This is a genomic window from Streptomyces sp. NBC_01276 (assembly GCF_041435355.1).
Taxonomy (GTDB): domain Bacteria; phylum Actinomycetota; class Actinomycetes; order Streptomycetales; family Streptomycetaceae; genus Streptomyces.
Map to the genome: position 1 here is coordinate 4,490,189 of NZ_CP108442.1, position 26,717 is coordinate 4,516,905.

At 74.5% G+C, this 26,717-nt stretch carries 24 protein-coding genes and 1 pseudogene; 17 read left to right on the top strand and 8 right to left on the bottom strand.

Going from position 1 to position 26,717, the window contains the following annotated elements; all coding sequences use genetic code 11:
- Positions 1-57: 57 nt before the first annotated feature.
- Positions 58-831, bottom strand: coding sequence for a DUF6227 family protein (locus OG295_RS20180; RefSeq protein WP_371678129.1), 774 nt, complete (start codon positions 829-831; stop codon positions 58-60).
- Positions 832-1,023: 192 nt separating this feature from the next.
- Between OG295_RS20180 and OG295_RS20185 the strand changes: the two genes are divergently transcribed.
- Positions 1,024-1,665, top strand: coding sequence for a vitamin K epoxide reductase family protein (locus OG295_RS20185; protein ID WP_371678130.1), 642 nt, complete (start codon positions 1,024-1,026; stop codon positions 1,663-1,665).
- A gap of 107 nt (positions 1,666-1,772) precedes the next feature.
- Here OG295_RS20185 and OG295_RS20190 read toward each other — a convergent pair whose 3' ends face one another.
- A complete protein-coding gene (locus OG295_RS20190; protein ID WP_371678131.1) occupies positions 1,773-2,183 on the bottom strand; it encodes a rodlin in 411 nt (136 codons plus the stop codon).
- Between the two features lie 280 nt (positions 2,184-2,463).
- Between OG295_RS20190 and OG295_RS20195 the strand changes: the two genes are divergently transcribed.
- Complete coding sequence (locus tag OG295_RS20195; RefSeq protein WP_371678132.1) at positions 2,464-2,934, top strand: hypothetical protein; 471 nt, start codon at positions 2,464-2,466, stop codon at positions 2,932-2,934.
- Positions 2,935-3,090: 156 nt separating this feature from the next.
- Positions 3,091-3,333 carry a chaplin gene (locus OG295_RS20200; protein ID WP_371678133.1) on the top strand — a complete coding sequence of 81 codons (243 nt, stop codon included), beginning with the start codon at positions 3,091-3,093 and terminating at the stop codon, positions 3,331-3,333.
- Positions 3,334-3,412: 79 nt separating this feature from the next.
- On the opposite strand, the gene OG295_RS20205 is transcribed toward OG295_RS20200, so the two are convergent.
- From OG295_RS20205 to OG295_RS20220, 4 genes are all read right to left on the bottom strand, one after another.
- Positions 3,413-3,757, bottom strand: coding sequence for a hypothetical protein (locus tag OG295_RS20205; RefSeq protein ID WP_371678134.1), 345 nt, complete (start codon positions 3,755-3,757; stop codon positions 3,413-3,415).
- A gap of 186 nt (positions 3,758-3,943) precedes the next feature.
- Positions 3,944-5,218 (bottom strand): chaplin, encoded by a 1,275-nt coding sequence (locus tag OG295_RS20210; protein WP_371678135.1) that lies wholly within the window; start codon positions 5,216-5,218, stop codon positions 3,944-3,946.
- A gap of 120 nt (positions 5,219-5,338) precedes the next feature.
- Positions 5,339-5,572 (bottom strand): chaplin, encoded by a 234-nt coding sequence (locus tag OG295_RS20215; protein WP_030238840.1) that lies wholly within the window; start codon positions 5,570-5,572, stop codon positions 5,339-5,341.
- A gap of 239 nt (positions 5,573-5,811) precedes the next feature.
- A complete protein-coding gene (locus OG295_RS20220) occupies positions 5,812-6,222 on the bottom strand; it encodes a rodlin (protein ID WP_371678136.1) in 411 nt (136 codons plus the stop codon).
- Between the two features lie 489 nt (positions 6,223-6,711).
- On the opposite strand from OG295_RS20220, the gene OG295_RS20225 reads away from it, so the two are divergent.
- The 9 genes and pseudogenes from OG295_RS20225 (at position 6,712) to OG295_RS20265 (ending at position 18,542) form a co-directional block, all read left to right on the top strand.
- On the top strand, positions 6,712-7,845 hold the full coding sequence (locus OG295_RS20225; protein ID WP_371678137.1) for a DUF3344 domain-containing protein: 1,134 nt from the start codon (positions 6,712-6,714) through the stop codon (positions 7,843-7,845).
- A gap of 19 nt (positions 7,846-7,864) precedes the next feature.
- Positions 7,865-9,067, top strand: a complete 1,203-nt coding sequence (locus OG295_RS20230; RefSeq protein WP_371678138.1) for a glycosyltransferase — start codon at positions 7,865-7,867, stop codon at positions 9,065-9,067.
- 2 nt (positions 9,068-9,069) lie between these two features.
- Positions 9,070-10,602, top strand: a complete 1,533-nt coding sequence (locus OG295_RS20235; RefSeq protein ID WP_371681242.1) for an exopolysaccharide biosynthesis polyprenyl glycosylphosphotransferase — start codon at positions 9,070-9,072, stop codon at positions 10,600-10,602.
- A 3-nt stretch (positions 10,603-10,605) separates the two neighbouring features.
- Positions 10,606-12,030, top strand: a complete 1,425-nt coding sequence (locus tag OG295_RS20240) for an O-antigen ligase family protein (protein WP_371678139.1) — start codon at positions 10,606-10,608, stop codon at positions 12,028-12,030.
- Between the two features lie 428 nt (positions 12,031-12,458).
- Entirely contained in the window at positions 12,459-14,393 is a 1,935-nt protein-coding gene (locus tag OG295_RS20245) for a lipid II flippase MurJ (protein ID WP_371678140.1), read from the top strand.
- Positions 14,383-15,159, top strand: a complete 777-nt coding sequence (locus OG295_RS20250) for a polysaccharide deacetylase family protein (RefSeq protein WP_371678141.1) — start codon at positions 14,383-14,385, stop codon at positions 15,157-15,159. Before OG295_RS20245 ends, OG295_RS20250 begins: the two co-directional genes overlap by 11 nt.
- A pseudogene (locus tag OG295_RS20255) lies at positions 15,156-16,280 on the top strand (glycosyltransferase); the annotation flags it as partial. The gene OG295_RS20250 and the pseudogene OG295_RS20255, both read left to right, overlap by 4 nt.
- 409 nt (positions 16,281-16,689) lie before the next feature.
- A complete protein-coding gene (locus OG295_RS20260; protein ID WP_371678142.1) occupies positions 16,690-17,403 on the top strand; it encodes a lipopolysaccharide biosynthesis protein in 714 nt (237 codons plus the stop codon).
- Positions 17,400-18,542, top strand: a complete 1,143-nt coding sequence (locus OG295_RS20265; RefSeq protein ID WP_371678143.1) for a GNAT family N-acetyltransferase — start codon at positions 17,400-17,402, stop codon at positions 18,540-18,542. The genes OG295_RS20260 and OG295_RS20265 overlap by 4 nt, the downstream gene beginning before the upstream one ends.
- 5 nt (positions 18,543-18,547) lie before the next feature.
- On the opposite strand, the gene OG295_RS20270 is transcribed toward OG295_RS20265, so the two are convergent.
- A complete protein-coding gene (locus tag OG295_RS20270) occupies positions 18,548-20,098 on the bottom strand; it encodes a glycoside hydrolase family 26 protein (RefSeq protein ID WP_371678144.1) in 1,551 nt (516 codons plus the stop codon).
- 294 nt (positions 20,099-20,392) lie between these two features.
- On the opposite strand from OG295_RS20270, the gene OG295_RS20275 reads away from it, so the two are divergent.
- From OG295_RS20275 to OG295_RS20295, 5 genes are all read left to right on the top strand, one after another.
- Positions 20,393-22,063, top strand: coding sequence for an ATP-grasp domain-containing protein (locus OG295_RS20275; RefSeq protein ID WP_371678145.1), 1,671 nt, complete (start codon positions 20,393-20,395; stop codon positions 22,061-22,063).
- Between the two features lie 31 nt (positions 22,064-22,094).
- Positions 22,095-23,375: an NAD(P)-binding domain-containing protein gene (locus OG295_RS20280; RefSeq protein ID WP_371678146.1), complete on the top strand. Its 1,281-nt coding sequence runs from the start codon at positions 22,095-22,097 to the stop codon at positions 23,373-23,375.
- A gap of 24 nt (positions 23,376-23,399) precedes the next feature.
- Complete coding sequence (locus tag OG295_RS20285) at positions 23,400-23,708, top strand: hypothetical protein (RefSeq protein WP_371678147.1); 309 nt, start codon at positions 23,400-23,402, stop codon at positions 23,706-23,708.
- Between the two features lie 12 nt (positions 23,709-23,720).
- A complete protein-coding gene (locus tag OG295_RS20290; protein ID WP_371678148.1) occupies positions 23,721-25,811 on the top strand; it encodes a SpoIIE family protein phosphatase in 2,091 nt (696 codons plus the stop codon).
- Positions 25,812-25,896: 85 nt separating this feature from the next.
- Positions 25,897-26,064, top strand: coding sequence for a hypothetical protein (locus tag OG295_RS20295; RefSeq protein WP_371678149.1), 168 nt, complete (start codon positions 25,897-25,899; stop codon positions 26,062-26,064).
- 75 nt (positions 26,065-26,139) lie between these two features.
- On the opposite strand, the gene OG295_RS20300 is transcribed toward OG295_RS20295, so the two are convergent.
- Complete coding sequence (locus OG295_RS20300) at positions 26,140-26,580, bottom strand: DUF6299 family protein (protein WP_371678150.1); 441 nt, start codon at positions 26,578-26,580, stop codon at positions 26,140-26,142.
- Positions 26,581-26,717 lie beyond the last annotated feature (137 nt).

Sequence of the window (26,717 nt, forward strand, 5' to 3'; positions counted from 1 at the left end):
GACCGGAGCCCGGCCGGAGGCGGAAGTCGGGCCGGAGGCGGGGGGTCCGGTCCGGGGCTAGCGGACCCGGGTCCGCAGCTTCATCGCCCCGCGCGCGGCGGCCTCGCTCTCGTAGACCTCGCACATGTGGCGGCCGTCCGGCGTGGCCGTGTGCTCGACCTCCCACAGGCTGAGCTCCGTCCCGTCGAGCAGCACGAAGGAGTGCTCGTACAGGCTGAAACCGGCGTCCCGGCCGTCGGTCAGGCACTGACGGCCGCCGAACGCCTGGGTGATCTGGTGCGCGTAGGCCGAGCGCAGCAGCGCGGCCACCCGCTCCCCGGGGCGGTCGGCGTTCTCCGCCCGGCGCAGCACCCGGCGGGCGTGGTCGGCGGACTGCTCCACCGTGTACTCGCGGTGCCGCTCCCGCGGAGCCGAAGCGGCGAACAGGGCGCCGAGGAGCGCCAGATCGCCGTCGACCCCGTCCTCGTCCCCGCGGTCCCCGAGCGGTGACAGCACGGCGTCCGACGGGGTCTCACCGAAGATCCGGGCCACGGCGAGCCGGAGTCCGTCCTTGCCCGCGTACACCTCGCACCGGGTGCCGCGGTCGCCCTTCAGCCGGTAGGCCAGCTCCCAGAGGGAGACGGCGGCGCCGTCGGGCAGCAGGTAGGTGTGCCGGCGGGTCTCCCGCCACAGCCCCGCCGACGGGCTGTGGTGCGTGGTGTACAGCGAAGAGCTGTGGGCGAGTGCCGTCCCCAGGCGCTCGACCAGCGCGTCCGGTAGGTCGAAGGAGTTGAGGGCGCGGCCCAGGAGTCGCTCGAGGTGCGCCTCGGTTGTCTCGTACGGATCGCTCAAGGTGGGTCTCCAGGCCGTCGCAGCTTGTCACTTCGCGGAAGCACAACGTAGCCCCTGGCTCTGACATCACGTCCGGGGTTCGGTAAAACGTCCGGGAAGTATCAGGGGTTCCCGCCACACCTTCAGGTCAACTTGCGCACGTCTGGGCAGGGTTGGCACCGTTATGTGGCGATCGGGGGGAATATGGGCGGCATGGCAACGAATACAGTGAGCGTCCCGCGCCAGCAGCGCCGCTCCGGCAACCGCCCCGAGAGCGAACCGGCCCCGCCGTCAAAGGCGTTGGCCTGGCTGCTGGCGATCACCGGGGCCGCCGGACTGCTGGCCTCCTGGGTGATCACCCTCGACAAGTTCCTCCTGCTGGAGGACCCGGACTTCAAGCCCGCGTGCAGCCTCAACCCGGTGGTCTCCTGCGGCAGCGTGATGAAGAGCGAGCAGGCCGCCGCGTTCGGCTTCCCCAACCCGATGCTCGGGCTGGCCGGCTACGCCGTCGTGGTCTGCGTGGCCGCGGGCCTGCTGGCCGGGGCCCGCTACCGGGGCTGGTTCTGGCTGGGACTGAACGCCGGCGCCCTCTTCGGCACCGGCTTCTGTGCCTGGCTGATGGTGCAGTCGCTCTACGGGATCAACGCCCTGTGCCTGTGGTGCTGCCTGGCCTGGACGGCGACGCTGCTGATGTTCTGGGCGGTCACGGCGTACAACGTCCGTGCCGGGATCCTGCCCGCCCCGGGCCCGCTGCGGACCTTCTTCGCCGACTTCGGCTGGGCGCCGCCCGCGCTGCACCTGGGCGTGATCGGCATGCTGATCCTCACCCGGTGGTGGGACTTCTGGACCGGCTGACCCGGGCGGCGGCGCACGTGCGGGGGCCCCGGCGGCCGGACGCCGCCGGGGCCCCGTCACTTCGCTCCACGGGCGCCGTGGCCCTGACGCGGAAGGGGGAGCAGAGATCAGCTGTTGGCGGAGAGGTTGCCGGAGAGGACCGGGATGTTGTCCAGGATGTGCGAGAGCGGCTCGTCGCCCTTGGCCTGGGTGGAGTTCTCGGTGCACTGCTGGTTCTGCGGGTTGGACAGGACGTTGATGTCCTGGACGCCGATGTTGAGCGCGGCGATCAGCGACTGGGCGTTGACCTTGGCGGGCAGGCCGATGCAGGGCTTGTTCAGGGTGCCCTGGACCAGGCCGAGCTGCGGGCTCAGGTTCCCCTCGGTCTTCTGGTTGCCGTAGATCTGGGAGGCGCCGTTGCCGTTGACGGTGTTGACCCCGTTGTCGTTCCCGATGGCCATGGCCGGGGTCGCGATGGCGGCGCCCGCCCCGACGGCGACGGCGGAGACCGCGGCGGCGGTCATGATCTTCTTGAACATCACAGGTCCTTCTTTCGCACGAGTGCCCACGGGTGGAGCGCCCTGGTCAACTGGCCCGTCGGTGGGTTGGTTCCGCCCCTTCACTCAATCGGCCCGTTCGCGCGGAGCTTTTCCCCGGCCCGGGTGAAGCCGTTCCGGACGCCTGCGCGAAGCCCGTACGCAGCCCCTGTGACCTGCCGCGGGCCCGCGTTCCTGTTGCGCTCCGTACGAGGTGTTCGCACGGTGGGTGAAGAAGCGGATCAATCTGTTCCGCTTGTGTGCGACCACAGAAGGAAACTCCATGCACCGCACCAAGCCGTCCCGCGCCCGCGTCCTCGTCCCGTCGGCCCTCGCGGTCGTCATACTGTCCGGCGCGGCCGCCCCCGCGGGCGCCGCGGACGGTTCCGGTGCCGCCGTCACGGAACGGGTGGCCTCCGTGCAGCGGCAGGTGGAGAGGATCGAGGAGAGGGTCGCGGCCGGCCCGATCGACGACCTCCTCGCCGGCCTCACCAAGACGCTGGAGGACCTCCTCAAGTCCCTTACGGGCCTGCTGCCCGCCGGGGTGAACCTGCCGCCGATCCAGCTGCCGAAACTGCCCGCCCTGCCGGACATCCCGGGTCTGCCGGATCTCAAGCTGCCGGCGATCGAGCTCCCCAAGCTCCCGGTCACGGTTCCGGCCCTGCCGGCGACTCCGGCCGTCCCCCCGGTGGACACCCTGGTTCCCGCGATCCCGTCGATCCCGGCGATTCCCGACATTCCCCTCCGCAACTAGCGTGCGCAGGCGGCGGGTTCCGGGTCCGATGGTTACGACTATTGGGCTGAACAGGTCAGATCGGGCCCGGAACCGTGTCGTTTCGGGTGGTGGACCGTTTCGCTCGGTGTGAGCCCCGGGATCGGGGCAGGACATCGAAGAGAAGGTGCACTTCCCATGAACTCTGCTGCCAAGAAGGCCGCCGTGGCCCTGGCCTCCGCCGGTCTCGCCGTTGCCGGTGCCGCGGGCGCCGCGTCCGCCGACTCCTCGGCCGAAGGCGCGGCCGTGGGTTCCCCCGGTGTTCTCTCGGGCAACCTGGCCCAGGTCCCGGTCCACATCCCGGTCAACGTCTGCGGCAACTCCGTGAACATCATCGGCCTGCTGAACCCCGCGTTCGGCAACGTCTGCGTCAACGACTGAGTACCTCCCAGTCGGCACCACACGACCGTGGGCGCCACCGGCCTCGCCGGTGGCGCCCACGGTCATGTCCGGGGCCGGTTCACTGACCGCCGTTGAGCTTCACCCCGCCGAGCAGCGGGGAGGCCTGGGTGGCGCCGTTCGCCAGACCGAGGACCTCGCCGGGGGCGTTGTTGCGGATGGTGTTGACCTTCTGCACGGTGCCGACGGCCTTGTCGACCGTCTCACCCTGCTCGGCCAGACCGTTGCCCACCGTCTGGGGGAGCGACTCGCTGACGGGACCCGCGGCGTTCAGCACCTCGGTCAGCCCGCCCGTCGCGCTCATGGGGGGCATGGAGGCCGGGGCGTCGGCGGCGAAGGCGGGGGTCGCGGCGCCGAGGGCGGCGACGGAGCCGACGACGACAGCGGCGACCTGGGAGAGCTTCATTATCGAAATCCTCTTCTTTTCGTTGGCGGAGGCATAGGCGGCGCCCGTCGCGCCGCTTTCGTCCTGGGTAACGATTACCCGCCGCCACGGAAACGCGGACCGGGCACACGGCAGCGGCCGGAGAATCCGTCAAGGGATTCTCCGGCCGATATTTCTTCCGATTCTTCTGATTACCGGTATTCCCGGTCAGGCGACCCGGGACCGCCGGTACAGGATCGCGCCGCCGAGGACCAGCGCCGTGGCGAGGGCCGCCGCGGCTCCGGCCTGGCCGGCCCCGGTCGCGGCCAGTTCCGGTGCCGTCGCGAGGGCGGGAGCCGGAGCCGTCACCGGGACCGGCGCGGGGGCGGTCGTCACGGGGGGCGCCGGCGCGGGGACGGGAGCCGGCACCGGGGGCAGGTGCACCGGGAAGTCGCCGGCGGGAGCCGCCGGAGGCTGGTCGGCCGCGGGCACGGCCTCCGGAACCGGTACGGGGGCGGGCGCGGGGCGCTCCACGGGCTGGCTGCCGTGCGGCGGCCGGGGAGCCGGCGCCTCCTCCTGCGCGGCGGGAGGCGCTTGGGCCGGCGCCGGGACGGGCGCGGGGAGGGTGTGCGGCTGCTCCTCGGGCTGCTCCTCGGGCTGCTGCTGGGGCTGCTGCTCCGGCTGCGGAGGCCGGGGAGCCTCCTGGACCGGGGCGGGGGCGGGCGCCGGGAGGGTGTGCGGCTGCTCCTCCGGCTGCGGGGCGGGTGCCTGCGCTTCCGGGATGTGCGGGGCCGGTGCCGGTGCCGGATGTTCCGCGACCGGCGCCGGGCGGGGCGCGGGGTGCGGGTGCGGCTGGGGCTTCGGCAGGGGCTTGGGCTGCGGGTGGTGCGGGGCGGGGGCCGGCGGGGCCGGGTGGGGTGCGGGGTGCTCGGCGTGGGGCGCGGGCCGGCCGGGGTGGTCGTCGCACTCCTCCTCGCCCTGCGGGCCCCGGTCCTCGTCACCGTGGCCGCCGTAGCCGCCCCGGTCCTGCTGCGGGCGGGGTGCCGCGTGCCGGGGGGCGTGCGCGCGGGGCTCCTCGCGGCCGTCGTTCCCGTAGCCGCGTTCCCCGTCCTGGCGCCGGTCGGGCAGGGCGTGCCGGCCGCCCGGGTGCTGCTCGCGCTCGTCGCGCTCGTCGAGGTAGCGCTCCAGGGCCGCGGAGTTCTCGGGGCTCAGGTAGCGCTCGTAGTCGTGGCCGGCGTCGGAGCCGGTCGTGCTGACGCAGGTGTTCCCCATGGCGGGGTTGAGTGCGGCGCCCCCGTCCACGCTGTTGCCGCACACGTTGGGCGCGAACGTGATCGGTACCGAGACGCTGTTGCCGGCCAGCACACCCGGCGAATGAGAGGCCTCGGACATCGCCCCGGGATACGCGTAGGCCGCGCCGGCCGCGATCGACAGCAGGCTGGAGGCGGCCGCCGCCGTGAGCACCCCCTTGCCGAGTACCTGTCGGCTCAGTACCTGTCGCATGGGTCCTTCCCTGTCTACCGGCGCGGTGGCCGGTGCTCAATCGAAGACGGCCTCGGAGTGCACCGCCGTGCACTCCGAGGCCACCCGAGGAGGTCTGCCCTGGTGGGCACAGGCGCTGCGTCAGGCGTTGACGCAGGTGTTGCCGAACGCGGGGTTCAGCAGCGCGATCACGTTGACGGTGTTGCCGCACACGTTCACCGGGACGTGCACCGGGACCTGGACGAGGTTGCCCGACAGCACACCGGGGGAGCCGACGGCCTGGCCCGCGGCGCCCGCGTCAGCCATGGCGGGGGCGGCGGCACCGGCTGCCATCAGGATGCCGGCGGCCAGGACGACTGCCTTCTTGTAGGTCATTTGATTTCAATCCTTCCCGCAGAGGTGTATCCGCTGCACACATAACAACGAGCGGCCGGGGAAAAGGAAACCGGGATTTTCCGGAGGGTGTGGACGAATTCACTCCGATGGTCCGGCCGCTCGTCCGTACAATTCCCGCCCCTATTTGCGGTGGTGGAATTGGCGCGGGCCCGGCATGCGGCGAGGCCGCCGCGCCCCGAGGGTGCGGCGGCCTCGCTGGCGCGGGGCGCTGGGTGCGGTCAGCTGCCGGCGGAGGCGTTGCCGGAGAGGACCGGGATGTTGTCCAGGATGTGCGAGAGGGCCTCGTCGCCCTTGGCCTGGGTGGAGTTCTCGGTGCACTGCTGGTTCTGCGGGCTGGACAGGACCGGGATGTCCTGGACGCCGACGTTGATGAGGGCCAGCACCGACTGGACGTTGGCCTTGGCCGGCAGGGCGATGCAGGGCTTGTTGAAGGAGCCCTGGATCAGCGCCATCTGCGGGCTCATGTTGCCGTAGGTGGCCTGGTTGCCGTAGATCTGCGCGGAGTTGTTGCCGTTCACGGTGTTGACGCCGTTGTCGTTCCCGATGGCCATCGCCTGCGGGGCCATGGCGGCACCGAGACCCACGACGGAGGCGGCAACCGCTGCGCCGGCCACAAACTTCTTGATCATTATTGTCCCTTTTTTGCAGGATTGCCCGGTACAGGAGCACCCGGATCAACGGCCCGCCCCCGGACCGGGTTGCGTGACTTCACTCGGATGCCGCCGTTTCGGGCGGCGCGGTTGACGCTCAGGCGTTCACGCGGGGGCTGCCGGACGAGGGGGCGGGCGGGGCGGGTTGCCGCTCGGACGCCGGGGGGCCGGCGGCGACGCCGTCCGCCGTCACCCCGCCCCCGTCGTGCGCGGAGGCGGATCCCGCGCCGCCCGGCGGCCGTCGCGGCGCTCGCGACGGCCGTGGTGGTGCCGCGCGCCGGCCTCGTCCTCTTCCCCGTTTTTCCTTTCGGGTTCGAACGGTGGTGCACCCATAACGACCCGCTCGACACGAGGGTGCGATTCATCGCCCAAAAGGCCGTACGAGCGAGTCCGGCGTGATTTCCAGCCTGATTTCTGACAAAGTGCACTCCTGTTTTGTCCCCTTGATCGAAAATGGAGACAGGCGTCATGGGTTCCTCCCGCAGAATCCTCGGCACAGTCGGCCTGCTGTCCTGCCTCACGCTTTCCGCACTCGTCCCCGTGGCGGAAGCCGCCGCACCACCGTCCCCTTCCGCCGCCGCCCGTGAATCACCCAGGATCCCCTTCACGCAGCGTTACCAGGCGGTCCAGCGCGGAGGCCTGGTACGGGCCTCCAACTCCTCGATCAGCTGCCGCTCGGCCGAGTCCCCCCAGGCCGAGCCGTGCCCGGAGGTGCAGAAGGGGGCGGCCGGGGTCAACGGCGACTTCGAGATGTTCTACGACGAGGTCGACAAGGACCCCGACACCTACAACTCCACCCGGGCCGAACTCAAGGTGCCGCAGGGCGCGAAGGTCTCCTACGCCCGGCTGTACTGGGGCGGGAACCTGCGCGTGGGCGAGCAGAAGCCGCCCGAGGACAACGGCCGGGTGCTGGTCGCCGAACCGGGCGGCGCCTACAAGGCGGTGCTCGCCGACACCGTGGTCGGTCACCACACCGACGCGGGCAGCGACGCCTACCAGGCCTCGGCCGACGTGACCCCGATGGTGCGCAAGGGGGGCGCGGGGATGTGGACGGTCGCCCAGCTCAACATCGCCATGGGGCATTCGGAGGCGGGTGCCTGGGGCGGCTGGACCCTGGTCGTGGCGTACGAGCACCCCCAGGAGCCGCTGCGCCGGATCTCCCTGTGGGACGGCTTCGAATCGCTGGCCGCCGGGGCCGGGGAGGCCGCCGGGGCCGGGGAGGCCGCCGGGGAGACGGTGGAGATCGCGGGGCTGAACGCGCCGGCCGGGTCGGCGGGACGCGCCGGAGTGGTGGCGTACGACGGGGACCGCGGGACCCTCGGGGACTCGCTCACGGTGACCGCCGACAGTGGCCGCCGGATCAGCATCAGCGATGCCGAAAACCCTTTCAATGATGTGATGAATTCTACTGTCACAGAATTCGGACGTCCCTCGTTCGTGCGACAGCCCGAACATATGAATAACCTCGGATATGACGCGGACGTGTTCGATCTGAGCCCCGCCCTGTCCGGGGGCGCCCATACCCTGAACTTCAGGTTCACGGGCGAAAGCCAGGGTCAATTCCTCGGTGTGCTCTTCGTTCAGACAGACGCGCGCCGCTGAACGCAGGAGACCACTCCCCGTGCGGAAACAGTCCTCACCAGCCCCCACACCTGCCCCGGAGCCCCTGACCGTCCTGCACCTCGTGCAGCCCGTCGACGGCGGAGTCGCCCGGGTCGTCACCGACCTCGTACGGGCCCAGGCCGCCGCCGGACTGCGGGTCCTCGTCGGCTGCCCGCGCGGCGGGCGGCTCACCGACGACGCCCGCGCCGCCGGCGCCGAGGTGCTCACCTGGCACGCCGGCCGCTCCCCGGGCCCCGGCCTGCCCGCCGAAGTGCTCGGCGCCGCCCGGCTGATCCGCCACGTCCGCCCCGACCTGCTGCACCTCCACAGCGCCAAGGCGGGACTGGCCGGACGGATCGCCGTACGGGGCCGCGTCCCCACCGTGTTCCAGCCGCACGCCTGGTCCTTCGACGCCGTCGGCGGCGCCACCGCCGCCCTCGCGCTGCGCTGGGAACGGGCCGGAGCCCGCTGGGCCGACCGGGTGCTCTGCGTCAGCGAGTCCGAACGCCGGGCCGGGGAAGCCGAAGGCATCACCGCCCGCTGGTCCGTGATCCGCAACGGCGTCGACCTCGACCGTTTCCGCCCCGCCCACCGCGACCCGGACCGCGACCGCGCCGAGGCACGGACCGCCCTCCCGCTGCCCGCCGCCCTCACCGGCAACGGGCCCCTCACCGTCTGCGTCGGCCGGCTCTGCCCCCAGAAGGGCCAGGACGTCCTGCTGCGCGCCTGGCCCGAACTGCTGGGCAACGTTCCCGAAGCCCGCCTCGCCCTCGTCGGCGACGGGCCCGACGCCGAGCGGCTGCGCCGCGCCGCCCCGCCCGGCGTGCACTTCGCGGGGGCCGCCGCCGACATCCGCCCGTGGCTTCGGGCCGCCGATCTCGTTGTACTGCCGTCGCGGTGGGAAGGCATGGCGCTCGCCCCGCTCGAAGCCATGGCCTGCGGCCGCCCGGTCCTGGTCTCCGACGTCAGCGGTGCCCGGGAGAGCCTGCCGCCCGGCCAGGGACGGCTCTGCCTGGTACCGCCGGAGGACCCGACGGCGCTGGCCAAGGCCCTGGGACGGCTGCTCACCGAACCGCGGCTGCTCACCGAACTCGGGGAGCAGGCCCAGCAGCACGCCCGGACGGAGTTCGACGTGCGGCGGACCACGGACGCGGTCACCGGCCTGTACCACGAACTGCTGGGCAGGCCCCGGCCCTTGAACCAGGAGAGCGTCAGCCGATGACGATGGACAGCGCACCCGCCCGGCACACGGGGCAGGGCGGCACGGCGCCCGCCGGCGGCGGCGCCTTCGCGCCCGCGCCACCCGCGGAAGCCCGCCGTGCCGTGCCCGCGATCCACCCCCCGCGCGGACCCCGGGCCGACCGGGCCCGGCCCGCGGTCCGGCCCCAGCGGATCAGCCGCCGCGACGGCGTCGCCGCGCTGGTGACCGCCGACGCCCTGGCCGCCGCCGTCACGGCGGCCACCCTGCCCGCGGACGTCCTGCCGCCGTCGGCCACCGGCCCCTGCATCGTCCTGCTCCTCGTCCTGCTCGCCGCCCTGCACGCGCAGGGCGGCCTCTACCGGCCCCGGCTCACCCCCTCCGCCCTGCTCGAACTGCCCGCGCTGGCCGGGCGGGCCGCCGTGCTGTGGTGCGGGGCCGCAGCCGTCCTCGCCACCACCGGGCCGCGGCAGTCCCTCGGCTGGAGCACCCTCCTGGGCGCCGTCGCCCTCCAGACCTTCCTGGTCTGCGCCGGCCGCGGCACCGTCCACGCGCTCCGCCGCCGCTCGGCCCTGCGTCACCCCGTCTCCACCCTCGTCGTCGGCCCCGGGGACGGGGCGGGCGCCGTCGCCGCCGCACTGCACGGACGCCCCGAGTACGGACTGCGGCCCGTGGGCATCGCCGACGCCGCCGCCCCCGCCGACGGGGAACGCGGCCAGCTCCCCGTACTCACCACCCACGAGGACGTCCGGCGCGCCGTCATCCAGAACTCCGTCCGGCACGCCGTGTTCACGCGGCCCCCCGAGGCCGACGAACGCACCGCCTCCCTGGTCCGGCTCTTCCACGACCACGGATGCCAGCTCTGGCTCGCCGACCCCGCCGGGACCGCCAAGGTCACCGGCATGCGCGTCGCGCAGCCCGCCGACCAGCTGTGGGGGTACGCCGTACAGCCGCTGCTGCCGCGCCCGGCCCGGACCGCCGAGCGCACCGCGAAGCGGGCCATCGACTCCCTCCTCGCCGCCCTCGCCCTCCTCGCCGCCGCCCCCGTCATGGGCGCCTGTGCACTGGCCGTACGGATCTCCGACGGACCCGGAGTGATCTTCCGTCAGGAACGGGTCGGCCTCTACGGACGCCCCTTCACCCTGCTGAAGTTCCGCACCCTGCGCGCCGACGAGCACGAATCCGCCACCCGATGGACCGTCGCCGGCGACCGCCGGATGAGCCCCGTCGGCTCCTTCCTGCGCAAGTCCTCCCTGGACGAACTGCCGCAACTGTGGAACGTCGTACGGGGTGACATGAGCCTGGTCGGCCCCCGCCCCGAACGGCCCTTCTTCGTCGCCAAGTTCAGCAGCGTCCACCCCGGCTACGAGGCCCGCCACCGGATGCCCGTCGGCATCACCGGACTCGCCCAGATCAACGGACTGCGCGGGGACACCTCCATCGAGGACCGGGCCCGCTTCGACAACCACTACATCGACACCTGGTCGCTGTGGCAGGACCTGTGGATCCTGGCGCGCACCGCGGCCTCCTTCTTCCGCTTCCGGCTGGGAGGGAGCTGACCGATGAGCCTCGCCGCCGCCGGGCCCGCCCGGATCACCGATCCGGCCGGCCCGCTGCGCCGCCACTGGCCGCTGCTGCCGCTGGCCGCGACCGTCCTGTTCCTCCTCGCCCCGCTCCCCGCCGGGGACGCGACCGCCTCCGGGAAGGTCGGCCCCGCCGACGCCGCCTCACTGCTGCTCGCCCTCGTCTGCGCCGTACAGGCGCTGCGCGGCCGGGTACGGACACTGACCCCGCTGGGCGTGCTCGTCCTCGGGGCCCCGGGCGTCGGGCTCGCCGTCTCCACCATGACCGCCGGGGACCCGTACGCCGCCCTGCCCGGGTTCGTGCGCTACCTCCAGGTCTTCGTGCTCGTCCCGGCGGCCGTGGTGCTGCTGGTGCGCGACGCCCGCGAATTCAGGCTCGCCGCCGGGTGCTTCGTGGTGCTGGCCCTCGTACAGGGCGCCGTCGGCGTCGCGCAGTTCGCGACCCACACCGGCGCCTCCTACCAGGGCGAGGACATCAGGGCCGTGGGCACCTTCGGCCCCGGCGACGTCATGGGCATGGCCACCGTCGTCGCGTACGGGCTGGTCGTGGCCACCGCCGCCGCCCTCGCGCCCGGCCTCCCCGCCAGGGTCCGCCGGATCGCCGGGGGCTGCGCGCTGGTCCTGGTCGTGCCGCTGGTGCTGTCCTTCAGCCGGGGCGCCTGGATCGCCACCGCGGGGGCCGCGCTGCTGGTGATGGGCCTGGCCGGCATCCGGCGGGCGCTGAAGGTGCTGGTCGCGCTGACCGCGCTGGGCGTGGTGCTGGTCGGCGGGCTCGGCGTCGGCTCCGAGATGGTCGCGGAGCGGCTGACCTCCATCACCCAGGTGTCGAGCGCGCCCGACCAGTCGGTCACCGACCGGTACACGATGTGGGCCGCCGCCGAGTCGATGTGGCGGGAGCGGCCGGCGGTGGGGGTGGGGCTCAAGGGCTTCCCCGCCCACCGCGACGGCCACTCCTCGCTCGGCCTGTCCTCCGGCAGCGACACCGGCGGCGCGGGCCAGGCGTTCATCAAGCAGCCGCTGCTGTCCCCGCACAACATGTACCTCCTCGTCCTCGGCGAGCAGGGCCTGACCGGACTGCTCGCCCTGGCGGGCGGCTGGGCGGCGCTCCTCGTCGCGGGCCTGCGCCGGTACGCCGCCGACCGCCCGGCGCGGGGGATCCGCGACTGCGGGCTGATCGCGCTCGGCCTCTTCGTGTGGCAGCTGACCGACTTCCTGTACGCGGACATCGGAGGGCCGTCCACCGTGCTCACCGGGGTGATCATCGGCCTGGCGGCCTGGTGGGCGCTGCCGTCGCCCGGGGGCGCGGGTGGTCCGGGTGGTCCAGGTGGTCCGGCTGGTTCGGGCGTCCCGGGCTCTCCGGGCTCTCCGGGCGGCAGGGCCCTTGAGGGGCCGGCGGCCCGGTGACCGACACGACTCCCTGGCGGCGGCCCGCGGCCGCGGCGACCGAGGTCGCCGCGCCCGCGGGCCGTCCGCCGCACCCGGCCCCGCCACCCGGCTCCGCAGGCCCCACCGGTCCTTCCGGGGCTGCGGGCTCCTCCGGCTTCTCCGGTCCGGGGGGTTCTTCCGGGTCCGTGGGTTCCGGCGGTTTCTCCGGTTCGGCGGGATTCCCCGGTCCCGCCGCTGGTCCCGGGTCCGTCGGATCCGCGGGTTCTCCCGGTTCCGGTTCCGCCGGATCCCCGGGGTCCACCGGAACCGGTTCCTCCGCGGGGGCCGCGCCCGCACCGGCGACGCCGGACGCGCCGGGCCTCGCCGGTGCGGGCACGGCCGGGGCCGAGGAGCCGCAGGCCGGGCAGGCCGGGCAGGCCGGGCAGGGTGGTCTGTCCCGTCGGGACGTGGAGGCCGACGCCGTGCCCGCGGGCCGACGGGCCTCCGTACGCGCCGACGCCCGCCCCGGGACCCGGCCCGCCGGACCGCCCACGCCCGAAGCGGCACCCGGCTACGCCCTCGCGGGGCGCCGCACCGGCACCGGCGACACCGGGCACCGGCCCGGCCGGCGACCGGCCACCGGACCGGGAGCAGCCGTGCCGGGCCCCGTACCGGCCGGCGCCGCCCGGCCCGGTCAGCCCGGGCAGGCCGGGCGGCGACGGGCCGCCGGCGGGCCGGGCGTCGGAGCCGGCGGCTCCGGCAACGGCCCCGCCCCGCTCGGACGGTTCCTCGCCAAGGCCGCCGCCGTCACCGCCGGACTGACCGCCGCCGGAGCCGTCTTCGGCCTCGTCCGCGACCAGACCATCGCGCACCTCTTCGGCGCCGGACACGACAGCGACGCCTTCCTGATCGCCTGGACCGTCCCCGAAATGGCCTCGACCCTGCTGATCGAGGACGCCATGGCCCTGCTGATGGTGCCCGCCTTCAGCCACGCCCTCGCCCGCCGCGCCGCCAGCCGGGCCGGCCTCACCCGCAGGGAGGCCCGCGCGGCCGACCCCGTACGGCTCCTCGTCGGCGCGACCCTGCCGCGGCTCGCCGTGTTCCTGGCCGCCGTCGCCTCCGTACTGATCGTCGCGGCCCCGCTCGTCGTCGGACTGCTCGCCCCCGGCCTGCCCGACCCCGAACTGGCCGTCCAGTGCACCCGGATGACCGCCCTCACCGTGCTCACCTTCGGCGTCGCCGGCTACTTCAGCGCCGCCCTGCGCGCCCACCGCTCCTTCGTCCCGCCCGCCGCGATCTACGTCTCCTACAACGTCGGGATCATCGGCACGATGGTCGCCCTCCACGCCCTGTGGGGAGTGCGCGCCGCCGCCGCCGGAGTCGCCGTCGGCGGACTGCTGATGGTCCTCGTCCAGCTCCCCGCCTTCATCCGCAACGTCGGCTTCGGACCGACCCGCGCCAAGGGAGCCCCCCGCAGCCAGCGCGACCGGGACCGGCCCACCCTCCTCGCCTTCGGACTCATCGCGCCCGTCATCTTCTTCGCCGTCTTCCGGCAGTCCCAGGTCCTCGTCGAACGCTTCCTCGCCGCCTCCCTCCCCCCGGGCGCCATCTCGCACCTCAACTACGCGCAGAAGGTCGCGCAGATGCCGATGGTGCTCTCCCTGATGATCTGCACCGTCACCTTCCCCGTCGTCGCCCAGGCCATGGCCGGCGGGGAACGCGAGAAGGCCCGGCGCCGGGTGGAACAGGACCTCGCCCTCGCCTCCCTCGCCGTCCTCATCGGCAGCGCCCTCGTCATCGGCTACGCACCGCAGATCATCCAGGTCCTCTTCGAACGCGGCGCCTTCACCCACCGCGACACCCTCGCCACCGCCGACGTCATGCGCGTCTACGGACTCGGACTCCTCGGCCACTGCCTCGTCGGAGCGCTCTCCCGGCCCTTCTTCTCGACCGCCCGGCCCACCTGGTTCCCGGCGCTCGCGATGGGCGCCGGGCTGCTCGTCAACATCGTGGCCGGAGCCCTCGCCGTCGGCTGGTGGGGCACCTACGGCATCGCCGCCGCCAACGCCGCCGGCATCTCCACCACCGCCGCCCTCCTGCTCACCGGACTCGGCTCCCGCATCGTCGCCATCCAGGTCCGCCGCGTCGCCCTCAGCATCGGACGCCTCGCCGTCGCCGCCGTCGCCGCCGGCGGCACCGGCTGGCTCGCCGGCCCGATGATCCCCGACCCCCTGCTCAGCGCCGCCCTCGGCTGCCTGCTGGTCCCGGCCATGTTCGGAGCCACCGGCACGGCCATGCGGGCCATCGAAGTCACCTCCCTGCCCGCCCAGATCACCCAGATCACCGCCCGGCTCACCACCTGCCTGACCCAGCTCACCCAGAGGTTCCGCAATGTCCGCTGACACCGATATGGCACCCCCCGCCGTGGAGGGCCCCGCCCGCCGGTCCGCATCGCCGTGGGTCCTGATGTACCACTCGGTCGCCGAGTTCACCGACCCCGCCGAGGACCCGTACGGGATCACCGTCACCCCCGGCGCCCTGGAGGCCCAGCTGCAGTGGCTGCGCACCCGGAAACTGCGCGGGGTGTCCGTCGGCGAACTGCTGCGGGCCCGCGCCGCCGGACAGGGGCGCGGCCTCGTCGCACTCACCTTCGACGACGGCTACACCGACTTCCTCACCGGCGCCCTGCCCCTGCTGCGCCGCTACGACTGCACCGCCACCCTGTTCGTCCTGCCCGGACGGCTCGGCGTCGACAACGTGTGGGACCCGCTCGGCCCGCGCAAGTCCCTCCTCACCGCCGAGGGGATCCGCGAAGCCGCCGCCGGCGGAACGGAGATCGGCTCGCACGGACTGCTCCACCAGGACCTCACCACAGCCCCCGACGACGTCCTGCGGCAGGAACTGCGCGGCAGCCGCGACCTGCTGCGCGAACTGACCGGCAGCCTTCCCCGGGGCTTCTGCTACCCCTACGGACACCTCGACGCCCGCGTCGTCGAAGCCACCCGGACCGCGGGATACGCGTACGCCTGCGCGATCACCCCCGGCCGGCTCACCGGCCCGCACGCCCTGCCCCGCACCCACGTCAGCCAGGCCGACGGCCGCGGCCGGATGCGGATCAAGCAGCTCCGCCACCGGCTGCGCGAACTGCGACGGGTGGTCCTGCCGTGAAGGCCCTCCACGTCATCACCGGACTCGGCGTCGGCGGCGCCGAGCAGCAACTGCGGCTCCTACTGCGTCACATGCCGATGCCCTGCGACGTCCTGACCCTCACCAACCCCGGGCCGGTCGCCGAAGGACTGCGCGCCGACGGCGTCCGGGTCGTCCACCTCGGCATGCGCGGCAACCGCGACCTGGGCGCCCTGCCCCGCCTGGCCCGCTTCATCCGCAACGGCCGCTACGACCTGGTCCACACCCACCTCTACCGGGCCTGCGTCTACGGGCGCCTCGCCGCCCGGCTCGCCGGAGTACGGGCCGTCGTCGCCACCGAACACTCCCTCGGCGAGGCTGAGATCGAAGGCCGCCCCCTGACCGGCGGGGTCCGGGCCCTCTACCTGGCCGGCGAACGGCTCGGCTCCGCCACCGTCGCCGTATCGGACACCGTGGCGGCCCGCCTGGAGGGCTGGGGCGTGCCCGCCGCCCGCATCCACGTGGTCCCCAACGGGATCGAGGCCGCACGCTTCCGCTACGACGAAGGAGCCCGCCGCGCCACCCGGGCCCGCACGGGGCTGCCCGAACGGGCCTTCGTGGTCGGCGGGGTCGGCAGACTGGTGCCCGGCAAGCGGTTCGACGTACTCGTCCGGGCCGTCGCCGCGCTGCCCGGCGCCCACCTGCTCCTCGCCGGGGACGGGCCGGAGCGGGCCGCGCTGCGCACGCTCGCCGCCGAACTCGGCGCGCAGGGCCGCATCCACCTCCTGGGGGAGCGCGACCCGCTCGGCGACAGCCCCGACGGGCGCACCCCCGGGATCCCCTCCCTGCTCGCCGCCATGGACGTCTTCGTGTCCCCGTCCACGGAGGAGGCCTTCGGGCTCGCCGTGGTCGAGGCCCTGGCCGCCGGACTCCCCGTGCTCCACGTGACCTGCCCCGCCATCGACGACCTGCCCGCCGACCGGGCGCCCGGGGCGCGGCGGATCGGGCCCGGCACGGAGGAACTCGTCGCCGCCCTGCGCGGGCAGATGGAAGCGGGCGCCCGCCGGCTCCCCGCGCCCCCGGTGGTACGCCGCTACGACATCGCCCGCACCGCCCGGCAGCTCCTCGACGTCTACTCCCTCGCCCTGGCCGCCCCCGTACCGGCTCCGGCTCCGGCTCCGGGTGCGGCACCGGAACCGGCACCCCAGGCCGTGCCCGGCCCCGACGGGACCGACCGCGCCCCGGCCCCGGACACGGCCCCGGGCCCGGCCCCGGGCCCGGCCCCGGGCCCGGCCCCGGGCGCCGTGCCCGGCCCCACCGCCGTGCCCGGCCCCACCGCCGTGCCCGGCCCCACCGCCGGGGCCGGCCCCGGGGCCGCACCGGGCCCCGGCCCCGGGCCGGCCGCCGCGACCACTCCGGGGGCCGCGCCCCGTACCGCGGCGGACGCCCCCGCACCCGGCGGGGCCTGACCCCGGCCCCGCACCCGCACCCCACCCCCTGAGCACCGCCCCCCGGCCGGGGGACGGGCGGGGGTGAACGAACTCCCCTCCACCCAGGAAGCGAGCACCGCACATGGCCGACACCGCCGACCAGAAGAAGTCCGACCACCGTCCCGACCACCGTCCGGACCACCGCTCGGAGCGCAAGCGCCGGCTGCTGCCACCGCCCGCCTGGTGGCCCCTGCCCGCCTGCGCCCTGCTCGGCCTCGCCGCGGGCGGGGCGTACGGGGTCCTCAAGGCCCCCGAGTACGCCGCCACCGGCTACGTCGTCGCCGTCCCCAACGAGACCACCGAGCCCGCGACCGCCCTCGGCTTCGCCCAGGCCTACGGACGCATCGCCACCAGCAGCTCCACCCTCGCCTACGCCCAGCCCCGCGCCGGCATCGACGCCCGCCGCCTGCGCACCCAGGTCCGTACCGAGACCTCCCCCGATTCGCCGATGATCGCCATCACCGGGATGTCCAAGAGCCCCTCCGAGGCCGCCGACATCGCCAACGCCGTCGCCGACGCGCTCACCCTGAGCAGCAACCAGGCCGCCAAGAACACCGGCGTGCAACTGCTCCTGTTCAACCAGGCCGTCGCGCCCGCCGACCCCGCCTCCCCGTCGGCCCCCGTCAGCGGCGCCGTCGGACTGTGCGCGGGCGGGCTGCTGGGCGGGCTGTGGCTGCTGGCCCGGCCCGGCCGCCGCAAGCAGGAGGACGAGGCGCTGCCGGTCGTGGAGGAGTACGCCTCGCTGCCCGCCCAGGGCGAGCACTCCGAGACCAAGGAGAAGGAGTCCGTGCGATGACGCGGGGCTCCACCGGGGCCCTGACGGTGACGATGTGCCGCGACCCCCGGCAGTTCGCCGCGCTGGAGGAACCGTGGAACCGGCTCGTCCGGGGCTGTCGCACCGCCACCCCCTTCCAGAGCCACGCCTGGCTCCACTCGTGGTGGCTCTCGTACGGGAAGGAGGGCCGGCTGCGGGTCCTGCTCGTGCGGCGGGGCGAGGAACTGGTCGGCGCCGCCGCGCTGATGCTCGTACACCGGCCGCTGCCGCGGCTGGTGCCGCTGGGCGGGCCCATCACCGACTACTTCGACGTGCTCGTGGCCGACGGGTACGCCGGCCAGGTCGTGCCCGCCCTGGCCCACGGGCTGCACCGGGCCGCCCGCAGCGCGGTCGTGGACCTGCGCGAGGTACGGCCGGGGGCGGCGGCCGAGGCACTGTACGAGGCGTGGCCCGGGGTGACCGGCAAACTGGCCGACTCCACCTGCATGGAACTGCCCGCGCTGCCCTTCGACGAGCTCGTCAAACGGATGCCGGCCTCCGGCGCCCAGCGGGTGCGGGCCAAGCTGCGCAAGACCGACGCCGCCGGGATCGAGGAGCACGAGGTCACCGAGGACGAGGTGCCGGGGGCCGTACGGACCCTGCTGCGGCTCCACGAGAAGCAGTGGCGCGGCCGGGGGGTCACCCCCGAACACCTGCGGCCCCGGTTCGCCGAGCACCTGACCCGGGCCACCCGGCGGATGGTGCGGGCGGGGGAGGGGCGGCTGACGGAGTTCCGGCTGGACGGCGCGGTGGTGGCGGCCAACGTCACGCTGCTGTCCGCCGGGCTGAGCGGCGGCTACCTGTACGGCGCCGATCCGGAACTGAGGGAGCGCAAGGTCGACGTCGCGGCGCTGCTGCTGCGCTACGAGGCCGGCCGGGCCCTGGCCGAGGGACGGCCGGTGGTGAGCTTCCTGCGCGGCAACGAGCCGTACAAGAACCACTGGCGTCCCGAGACGGTCGTCAACCAGCGTCTCCTGCTGGCCACCAACGCGCTCGCGCCCCTGCTGCGGCTGCACGAGTCGCAGGTCACGGGGCGCGAGCGGGCGGTGGACGCGCTGCGCGAGGCGCTGCCGGCCGCCCGGGACTGGCGGGCGCGGCTGAACGAACTGCGGGTGCGATGACCCGTCTAGAAGGGCCAGAAGCCGGAGTTCTTGCCCCAGTCGAGCGTGATGCAGACCGTCTGCCTGCCGACCAGCTTGTTCAGCCACTCGCCGAAGTTGAGCGGGACGCACCACTGCGTGCTGTTGGCGGTCGGTTCGGGGGCGGGCGGCTTCGGCGCCGGACTGGGGACGGGCACGGGGGCGGGGACGGGGACGGGGGTGGGGACGAGCGGGCTCGGCGACGCGGGCACCGAGACCTCGGGCGTCGGCGCCGGCGGGAACACCGGCGGGACGGACACCCCGGGATCGGGCTTGGGCTTGGGCTCGGGCGCGGGCTCGGGAGTCGGCGTCGGGGCCGGGCTCGTACCCGTGCTCGGGCCGGGGACGACCGGGGGCACGACCGGGGGGTCGGACGCCTCCGGGGTGGGGGTCGGCGTCGGGACCGCTGGTGCGGGCACCTGCGGGGTCGGGACCTGCGGGGTCGGGACGACCGGCGTCGGGACGACCGGCGTCGGGACCACCGGAGTGGGCATCACCGGGGTCGGGACGACCGGGGTCGGGACCACGGGCGTCGGGACCACCGGGGGCGTGGGCTCGACCGGCACCCGCGGGGTCAGCGCCTCGCGGAAGACCTTCGACGACTCCGGGTTCTGCTTGCACTGCCACACGCCGTGCGGGCAGTAGTCGGTGATGGTGTGGTAGAGCGGCTTGTGCTGCTCGATCCACTTCAGCATGCGCCGCACGTACTCCGCGTTGTCCCCGTTGCGGAACAGCCCCCACTCCGGGAACGAGATCTCCTTGCCGTGTGCCTTCGCGAAGTCGACGTGCGCCTGGAGCCCGTACGGCTGAGTGATCTGGTCCTCGAAGGTCCGGCCCGGCGCCTGGTCGTACGAATCCATGCCGATGACGTCGACCACGTCGTCGCCCGGGTAGCACTTGGTCCAGCCGATCGCGTCCGCCCCCCGGCTGGGGGCGAAATCGAACTTGAACCGCTGGCCGGGAACGGCGCGCATCGCGTTGACGACGCGCTTCCAGTACGCCTTCCAGTTCTCCGGGTCGGGCCCGCAGCGGTGGGTGTACGTGGTGCCGTTCATCTCCCAGCCGAGCACGACGACCGTGTCCGGCACCCCCAGCGCCACCAGCCGTTCGGCCAGCTTCGTGAAGTGCCGGTCGTACTGGCCCTGCGCGCCGGCCCGGATCAGCTGGACCACCTGCCAGTCCGGGACCCGGCCCTCGTTCCGGGCCTGCATGGGCACGTTCAGCACGAACATCCGGTCGTCCTCGGCCTGCCGCCACTCGGCCCAGTCCGCCAGGAAGGGCACGTTGCCCTCGATGCCCGCCCACTGGTCACCGGGCAGATACGTGTGCCCGACCCGGATCTCCTTGCCGCCCAGCCAGCGCGACAGGTACGGGATCCGGGCGACGCCGGACGGCCCGTAGTCGAGGTAGGCGCCCATGGCGATGTCGGAGCCCCTGGGCTCTTCCTCCGGTGCGGCCAGGGCGGCCCCGGTGGCGAGCAGCCCGGCCGTGACCGTACCGATGCAGGTGCTCGCCAGTCGGCGGCGTGGTCTGGGCATGGCGTCTCCCGAGCTTTCCCGAACCGGTGTGCTTGCCGACGACGTTAGACATCACATCTGACGAATGGCCTGTCCGATGGCCTTTGCCTAGGCCATTCGCAGCTGCGCATCCTGCCCGCTTGGTCCGACTAGGTGAAAGACACCGTTTCCATGCACGCGTTCGCCAACCATGTGCCCGCTGTTCTGCTCAGACTCGATCGGAATCCGTTCCACCACGGAACCCTCGGCGCCGTCAGATCGCTTGGGCGCAAGGGCGTGGAGGTCCATGCCGTCGTCGAAGCCGGGGGAGGTCCCATGGGGCGTTCGCGGTACCTGCGCGCCACGCACCCCGGACCCGACGGGGGGCTCGACCCCGAAGCGCCCGAGGCGTTGCTGGAGTGCCTGACCGGGGTGTCGAAGCGGATCGGGCGGCCGGCGGTGCTCATCGCCATGGACGACCTGAGCGCCATCGCCGTCTCCAGGGTCGCCCCGATGCTGACGGACCGTTTCCGGATCCCCCATCAGCCCGACAACCTGCCCGCCCGCGTGGCCGACAAGGCGGAGCTGTCGCGGCTCTGCGCCCGCTGGGGCGTCCCGCACCCGGAGACGGTGATCCCGGCGAGCGGGGCCGAGGCGGCCGAGGCCGCCTGGCGGCTCGGCCTGCCGGTGGTGGCCAAATGGAGCCGGCCGTGGCTGCTGCCCGCCGCCGTCGGACTGCGCAGCACCACCCTGGTGCACGGCGTCGCGGAGGCGCGGCGGCTGTACGAACGCTCGGCGGAGGCCGGGAGCCGCCTGCTGCTCCAGCGGTTCCTGCCCGCCGGCCCCGACACCGACTGGTTCTTCCACGGGGCCTTCGCCCGGGGCGGGCGCCCGCTGCTCGCCGGGTCCGGCCGCAAGGAGCTGTCCTGGCCGGTGCGGACGGGGCTGACGGCGGTCGGACGGTGGCTGCCGGACCCGGCCGTGGAGGAGTCGGGGCTGCGGCTCGCCGAACGGCTCGGCTACCAGGGGATCCTGGACCTCGACTTCCGGTGCGACGAGCGGGGCACCTTCCGCCTGGTGGACTTCAACCCGCGCCCCGGCGCGCAGTTCCGGCTGTTCACGGACGACCGTGGGCTGGACGTGGTCCAGGCGATGTACCTCGATCTGACGGGGCAACGGGTCCCGGAGCCGGTGGGCGGTCCCGGCCGGGTGTTCGTCGCCGAGAACTACGCGCTGCTCGCGGCGGTACGGGGCCGCCGGCTGCCCGCGGCGACGACCGTACGGGCCGACGGCGCCGGCACCGCCGCGGCGGGCGCCGGCCGTGACCAGGGCCCCGGCCCGGCCGGCGGCCCCGGGGCGCTCGGGGCGCTCGGGGCCGCCGGTGCGGTCGGGGCCGCCGGTGCGGTCGGGGCCGCCGGTGCGCTGGGTGCGCTCGGGGAGTCCGGGGCATCCAGTGCGTCCGGCGGCACCGGGGTGTCCGGCTTGCCCGGGGTGCCGGGCCCGGTCCCGCCCGGCGGCCGGCGCACGGCGGAGGCGGGCCCCGTCCTGCCCGCCGTCCGCCGCCCGGAACCGGAACCGGGACAGGTACCGCGGACCCCGCCCGACGGGGGCCCGGCCCCCGCCGCGGGTCCGGCCGACGGGGCCCAGGCCCCGCCCGCCGCACTGCCCCCGCCCGCCGCACCGGCGCCCTCCGCCGCACCTGCCCCGCCCGCCGGGCGGCGGCCCGGTCCGGTGCGGGCGGCGCCCCCGCGGGAGCGGCGGGGCCGCGTGGAGGCGGCCTGGTTCGCCGCCGACGACCTCGGGCCGTTCCTGGCGATGCTCGGGGCCTTCCTGGGCCGCGGCCTCGGCAAGGGGGCCCGCGCCCTGCGCGGCGTACCCGAACAGGGCCGCCGGGGGGCCCGCGCGGTGCGGGCGCCCCGGCAGCGCGGGGGCGAACGGCCGGGGCCCCCGGCCCGCCGGACCCCGCCGGAGGCCCCGGCGGAGCCGGACGAACTGGTCACCCGGTAACCGAAGAGCTGGAGGAACGGCCGTGAGGCGGATGGACGATCTCGTGGTGATCGGCGCGGGCCCCTACGGGCTGTCGATCGCCGCGCACGCGGCTGCGGCCGGGCTCGGGGTGCGCGTGGTGGGACGCCCCATGGCGTCCTGGCGGGACCACATGCCCGCGGGCATGTACCTGAAGTCGGAGCCCTGGTCCTCCAACCTCTCCGCGCCCGGAGGCCGCCACACCCTCGCCGAGTACTGCGCCACCCGCGGCCTGACCGCCGAACACGGCAGCCCGCTGCCCATCGGCACCTTCAGCGCCTACGGGCTCTGGTTCGCCCGCCACGCGGGGCTGCCCGAGGTGGAGGAGGACACCGTCACCGAGGTCACCCCGCACGGCGACGGCTTCCTCGTCCGCACCGCCGACGGCCCGCCCCGCCCGGCCCGCACCGTGGCCCTCGCGGTCGGGGTGATGCCCTTCACCCGGTACCCGCGAGCACTGCGCGACCTGCCCCCGGGCCACTGCTCGCACAGCACCGGCCACAGCGACCTGTCCCGCTTCGCCGGGCGGGAGGTGGCCGTCCTCGGCGCCGGGCAGGCCGCACTGGAGACCGCCGCGCTCCTCGCGGAGACCGGCGCCCGGCCCTGCCTGGTGGCCCGGCGGTCCCGGCTGAACTGGAACACCGTCCCGCAGCCCCTGGACCGGCCCCTGCTCCAGGCCCTGCGCGACCCGCACAGCGGGCTCGGCACCGGCTGGCGCAGCTGGGTGTGGTCGGAGCTGCCCTGGGCGGTGCGGCGGCTGCCCGCCCCGACCCGGGAGCGGATCGCCGCCACCGCCCTCGGGCCCGCCGGGGCCTGGTGGCTGCGGGAGCGCTTCGAGCGGCGGGTGCCGACCCTGCTGGGACACCGGCTGCACCGGGCCGTGCCCGTGGCCGGCGGCCGGACCCGGCTCGGGCTGACCACGGCGGCCGGGGAGTCCGTCGTACTGGACACCGCGCACGTCATCGCCGCCACCGGCTTCGCCCCCGACCTGGCCCGGCTGGAACTGCTCGACGCGGGACTGCGCGCGGCCCTGGCGACCGTCGGCGACGGCGGGACCCCGGAGCTCAGCCCCGGCTTCGAGTCGTCCTGGCCCGGACTGTTCTTCGCGGGACTGCTGACCGCTCCCTCGTTCGGACCTTCCATGCGATTCGTACACGGCGCGGGCTTCACGGCGGGGAGACTGGTGAAGGGAGTCCTGGGCCGCCTCGGCGCCCGGGGCCCGCTCACCGGCACCACCGACGGCGCCGGCCCGGACCGGGCCGCCGCCGGGCATCCGAATACGTATCTACGCTGAGATCCACCGGAGAGGGGTCCCGCGATGGGCGCGGAGCGAGCACAGGGCGGCCGTGGCTGGGTGCGCATCCCCGCCAGCCGCGGGGAGCACTCCCCGGCCGGAGCCGCCGGCGGCACACCGCACGGCCGGCGTGCGTCCGGCACCGGCAGGCCACCGGGCCCCTCCGGCCCCTCCGGCCCGTCCGGCCCGTCCGGGGGCTTCGCCCCCACCGACCCGGCCGCGATCTACCTCGCCCTCCTCAAGCGCTGGCGGGAGGCCGGACGCACCCTCCCGGGGCATCCTGACGAGGAGTGGGAGCGGCTCATCTCCCAGCCGTGCTGGCCCGGCCGTTAGGTGGTGTGACTCGTGGCAGCGGCGGAGCGTGACAGGCCCGGGCGGGACGGCACCCCCGGCCCGCTGACGGGCCCCGGGGAGCGGCTCGCGCTCAACGGCATGGGCAGCTTCGAATGGGACCTCGACACCGGGACCGTCGCCATCGACGAGGCCGGCCTGGCCGTCTTCGACCTGGAGCCGCACGAGTTCGACCACACCCCCGACGGCCTCGGGCTGCGGATCCCCGCCGACGACTCGGCACGGCTCCAGGACACCGTGGCCGGCGTCCTCGACGGCGGCGGCGAGACCTACGGCTCGTACCTCACGGTGCGCCGGCGCGACGGCCGCGACCAGTGGACCCACATCCAGGGCCGGGTGCTGCGCGACCCCGACGGGCATCCGCTGCGCATCGTCGGGATCGTGCGCGACGCCACCGCCGAGCTCGCCCACGCCACCGTGCTGCGCAAACTGGAGAACGCCCGCATCCAGCAGGCCGCCATCGTGCAGCGCACCACCGAGGCCCTGTCGCGCGCCGTCACCGTCGACGACGTGACGGCCGCCCTGACCGGCGCCGGCGCGCTGGAACGGCTCGGCGCCGACGGACTCGCGCTGGGCCTCGTCGAGAACGGCACCATCAAGATCATCGCGCTGAGCGGGGAGTCCCTGGAGATCCTCAGCGAACGCAGGTTCACCCGCCTGGACGGATCCCTGCCGCTGTCGCAGGCCGTGCTCACCCGCCAGGCACGATTCGTCACCTCGCTCACCGAGCTGGCCGCCGAGTTCCCGCTGCTCGCCGACTACCTCAACCGGATCCGCTACGACGCCGCCGCCTACCTCCCGCTCATCGCCCAGGCCAAGGCCATCGGCGGACTCGTGCTCTTCTACCGCCGGCGCAGCGAGTTCAGCCCGGAGGAACAGAACCTCTGCCTCGGCCTCGCCGGCATCGTCGCCCAGTCCCTGCAACGGGCCCTCCTCTTCGACCAGGAACGCGAGTTCGCCACCGGCCTCCAGGCCGCCATGCTGCCGCGCCGGATCCCCGACATCACCGGCGGAGAGATCGCCGTGCGCTACCACTCCGCCTGGAGCGGACGCGAGGTCGGCGGCGACTGGTACGACGTGATCTCCCTGCCCCGCGACCGGGTCGGGATCGTCGTCGGCGACGTCCAGGGCCACGACACGCACGCCGCCGCCATCATGGGCCAGCTGCGCATCGCCCTGCGCGCCTACGCCGGCGAGGGGCACTCCCCCTCCACCGTCCTGGCCCGCGCCTCCCGCTTCCTCGCCGAACTCGACACCGAACGCTTCGCCACCTGCATGTACGCACAGGTGGACCTGGAGACCGGCGGCGTACGGGCGGCCCGCGCCGGCCACCTCGGCCCGCTCATCCGGCACACCGACGGCCGCACCGGCTGGCCCAACGTACGCGGCGGCCTGCCGCTGGGGCTGGCCTCCGCCTTCGAACAGGAGGAGTTCCCCGAGACCCGCCTGGACCTGGTGCCGGGCGAGATCCTCGTCCTGTGCACCGACGGGCTCGTCGAGGAACCCGGCACCGCCATCACCCAGGGCATGGAAGCCCTCGCCCACGCCGTGCGCAGCGGACCCCAGGACGCCGGAGCCCTCGCCGACCACCTCTCCGACCGGCTCTGGGAGCGCTGGGGCTCCGGCGACGACGTCGCCCTGCTCGTGCTGCGCCGCGCCCCCGACCCCGGCACCCACCGGGCCCCGCGCATCCACCAGTACATCCACCAGGCCGACCCGGAGGGGCTCTCCGAGGCCCGCTACGCCCTGCGGCAGGCCCTGCGCGACTGGGGCATGGCCGAGCTGGCCGACGACGTCGAGCTGGCGGCGGGGGAGCTGCTGGTCAACGCCCTCCTGCACACCGACGGCGGGGCGGTGCTGACCATGGAGGTGCTGCCCGAACCCGTGCGGCGGATCCGGCTGTGGGTCAAGGACCGCTCCAGCGTCTGGCCCCGGCGCCGCACACCGGGCGAGGCGGCCACCACGGGGCGCGGGCTGCTGCTGGTCGACGCCCTGGCCACGCACTGGGGGGTGGAGTCCCGGGGCGACGGGAAGGCCGTCTGGTGCGAGTTCGACGCCCGCGCCAGCCAGCGCGGCACGTTGTGAGCGGACGCTCACTCCGGGTTGTGGGATGCCGGGTGCGGGGTGATGATGCGGCCATGAAACGGAAGGTTTTGCTCCGGGCCGTGCCGTGCGCCGCCTGAGCAGGGGCGCCGTCACGGGCCTCCTGGCGGTGCTGCTGCTCGCGGCCGGGGTGCCGAAGGTCGTGGACTGGACGATGGGACGGCCCCACGCGGACCCCGGGTGCCAGACGGTCGCGTTCATGTCGATGACGGGCGTCGCACCCGAATGCCACTGACCCGCGGCCGCGCCCGCGCGATGCCGTCCGTCCGGTGGCCGCGGCCACCGGACGGACGGCGGGTGCCCCGCGGCCTCAGTGCTGCTCGTGGATCTCGATGTCCCGGCTGTCCACGGCGACCGTGTCGACCGCCCTCGGCATCAGGCCGTGCAGGTGCACCTCCTGGAGCTCCGCCGTCGCCACCGCGCGACCCGCGTGCAGGCCGGCGCCGAACTGCGGCGCCCGCACCTTCCACTCGTGCGGCGCACCGTCGCAGACGGCACCGGTCCCGATGCTGAGCCGGCCCGAGTCCTTCTGGGCGACGGTCACCCTGATCTGCGTAGCCCCGCCGGGGGACGCGGTCTCGCACTGATAGGCCCCGTGAAGGGTGATCGCACCGTCCCGGGCGATCTCCGCGTCCGGGTTGACGACGACGGCCTGCTGAAAGACGGTGGCGGCGGCGGGCGCCGCGAACAAAGCGGTCGCGGCCAGTGCGGAGAAGGCGGAGAAGGCCATTCGGCGGGCAGGCGTACGCATTCTTCCTCCAGGTGGGCGTGGATGACGGGATTCCGCCGGAACGCATTGTGCTGGCAGTCGGGGGCAAACACGCACCGCATACCCGTGTCGGTGTGTGCAATTGCCCGCTCGGGCGCGTGAGACTGGCCGAAATACAT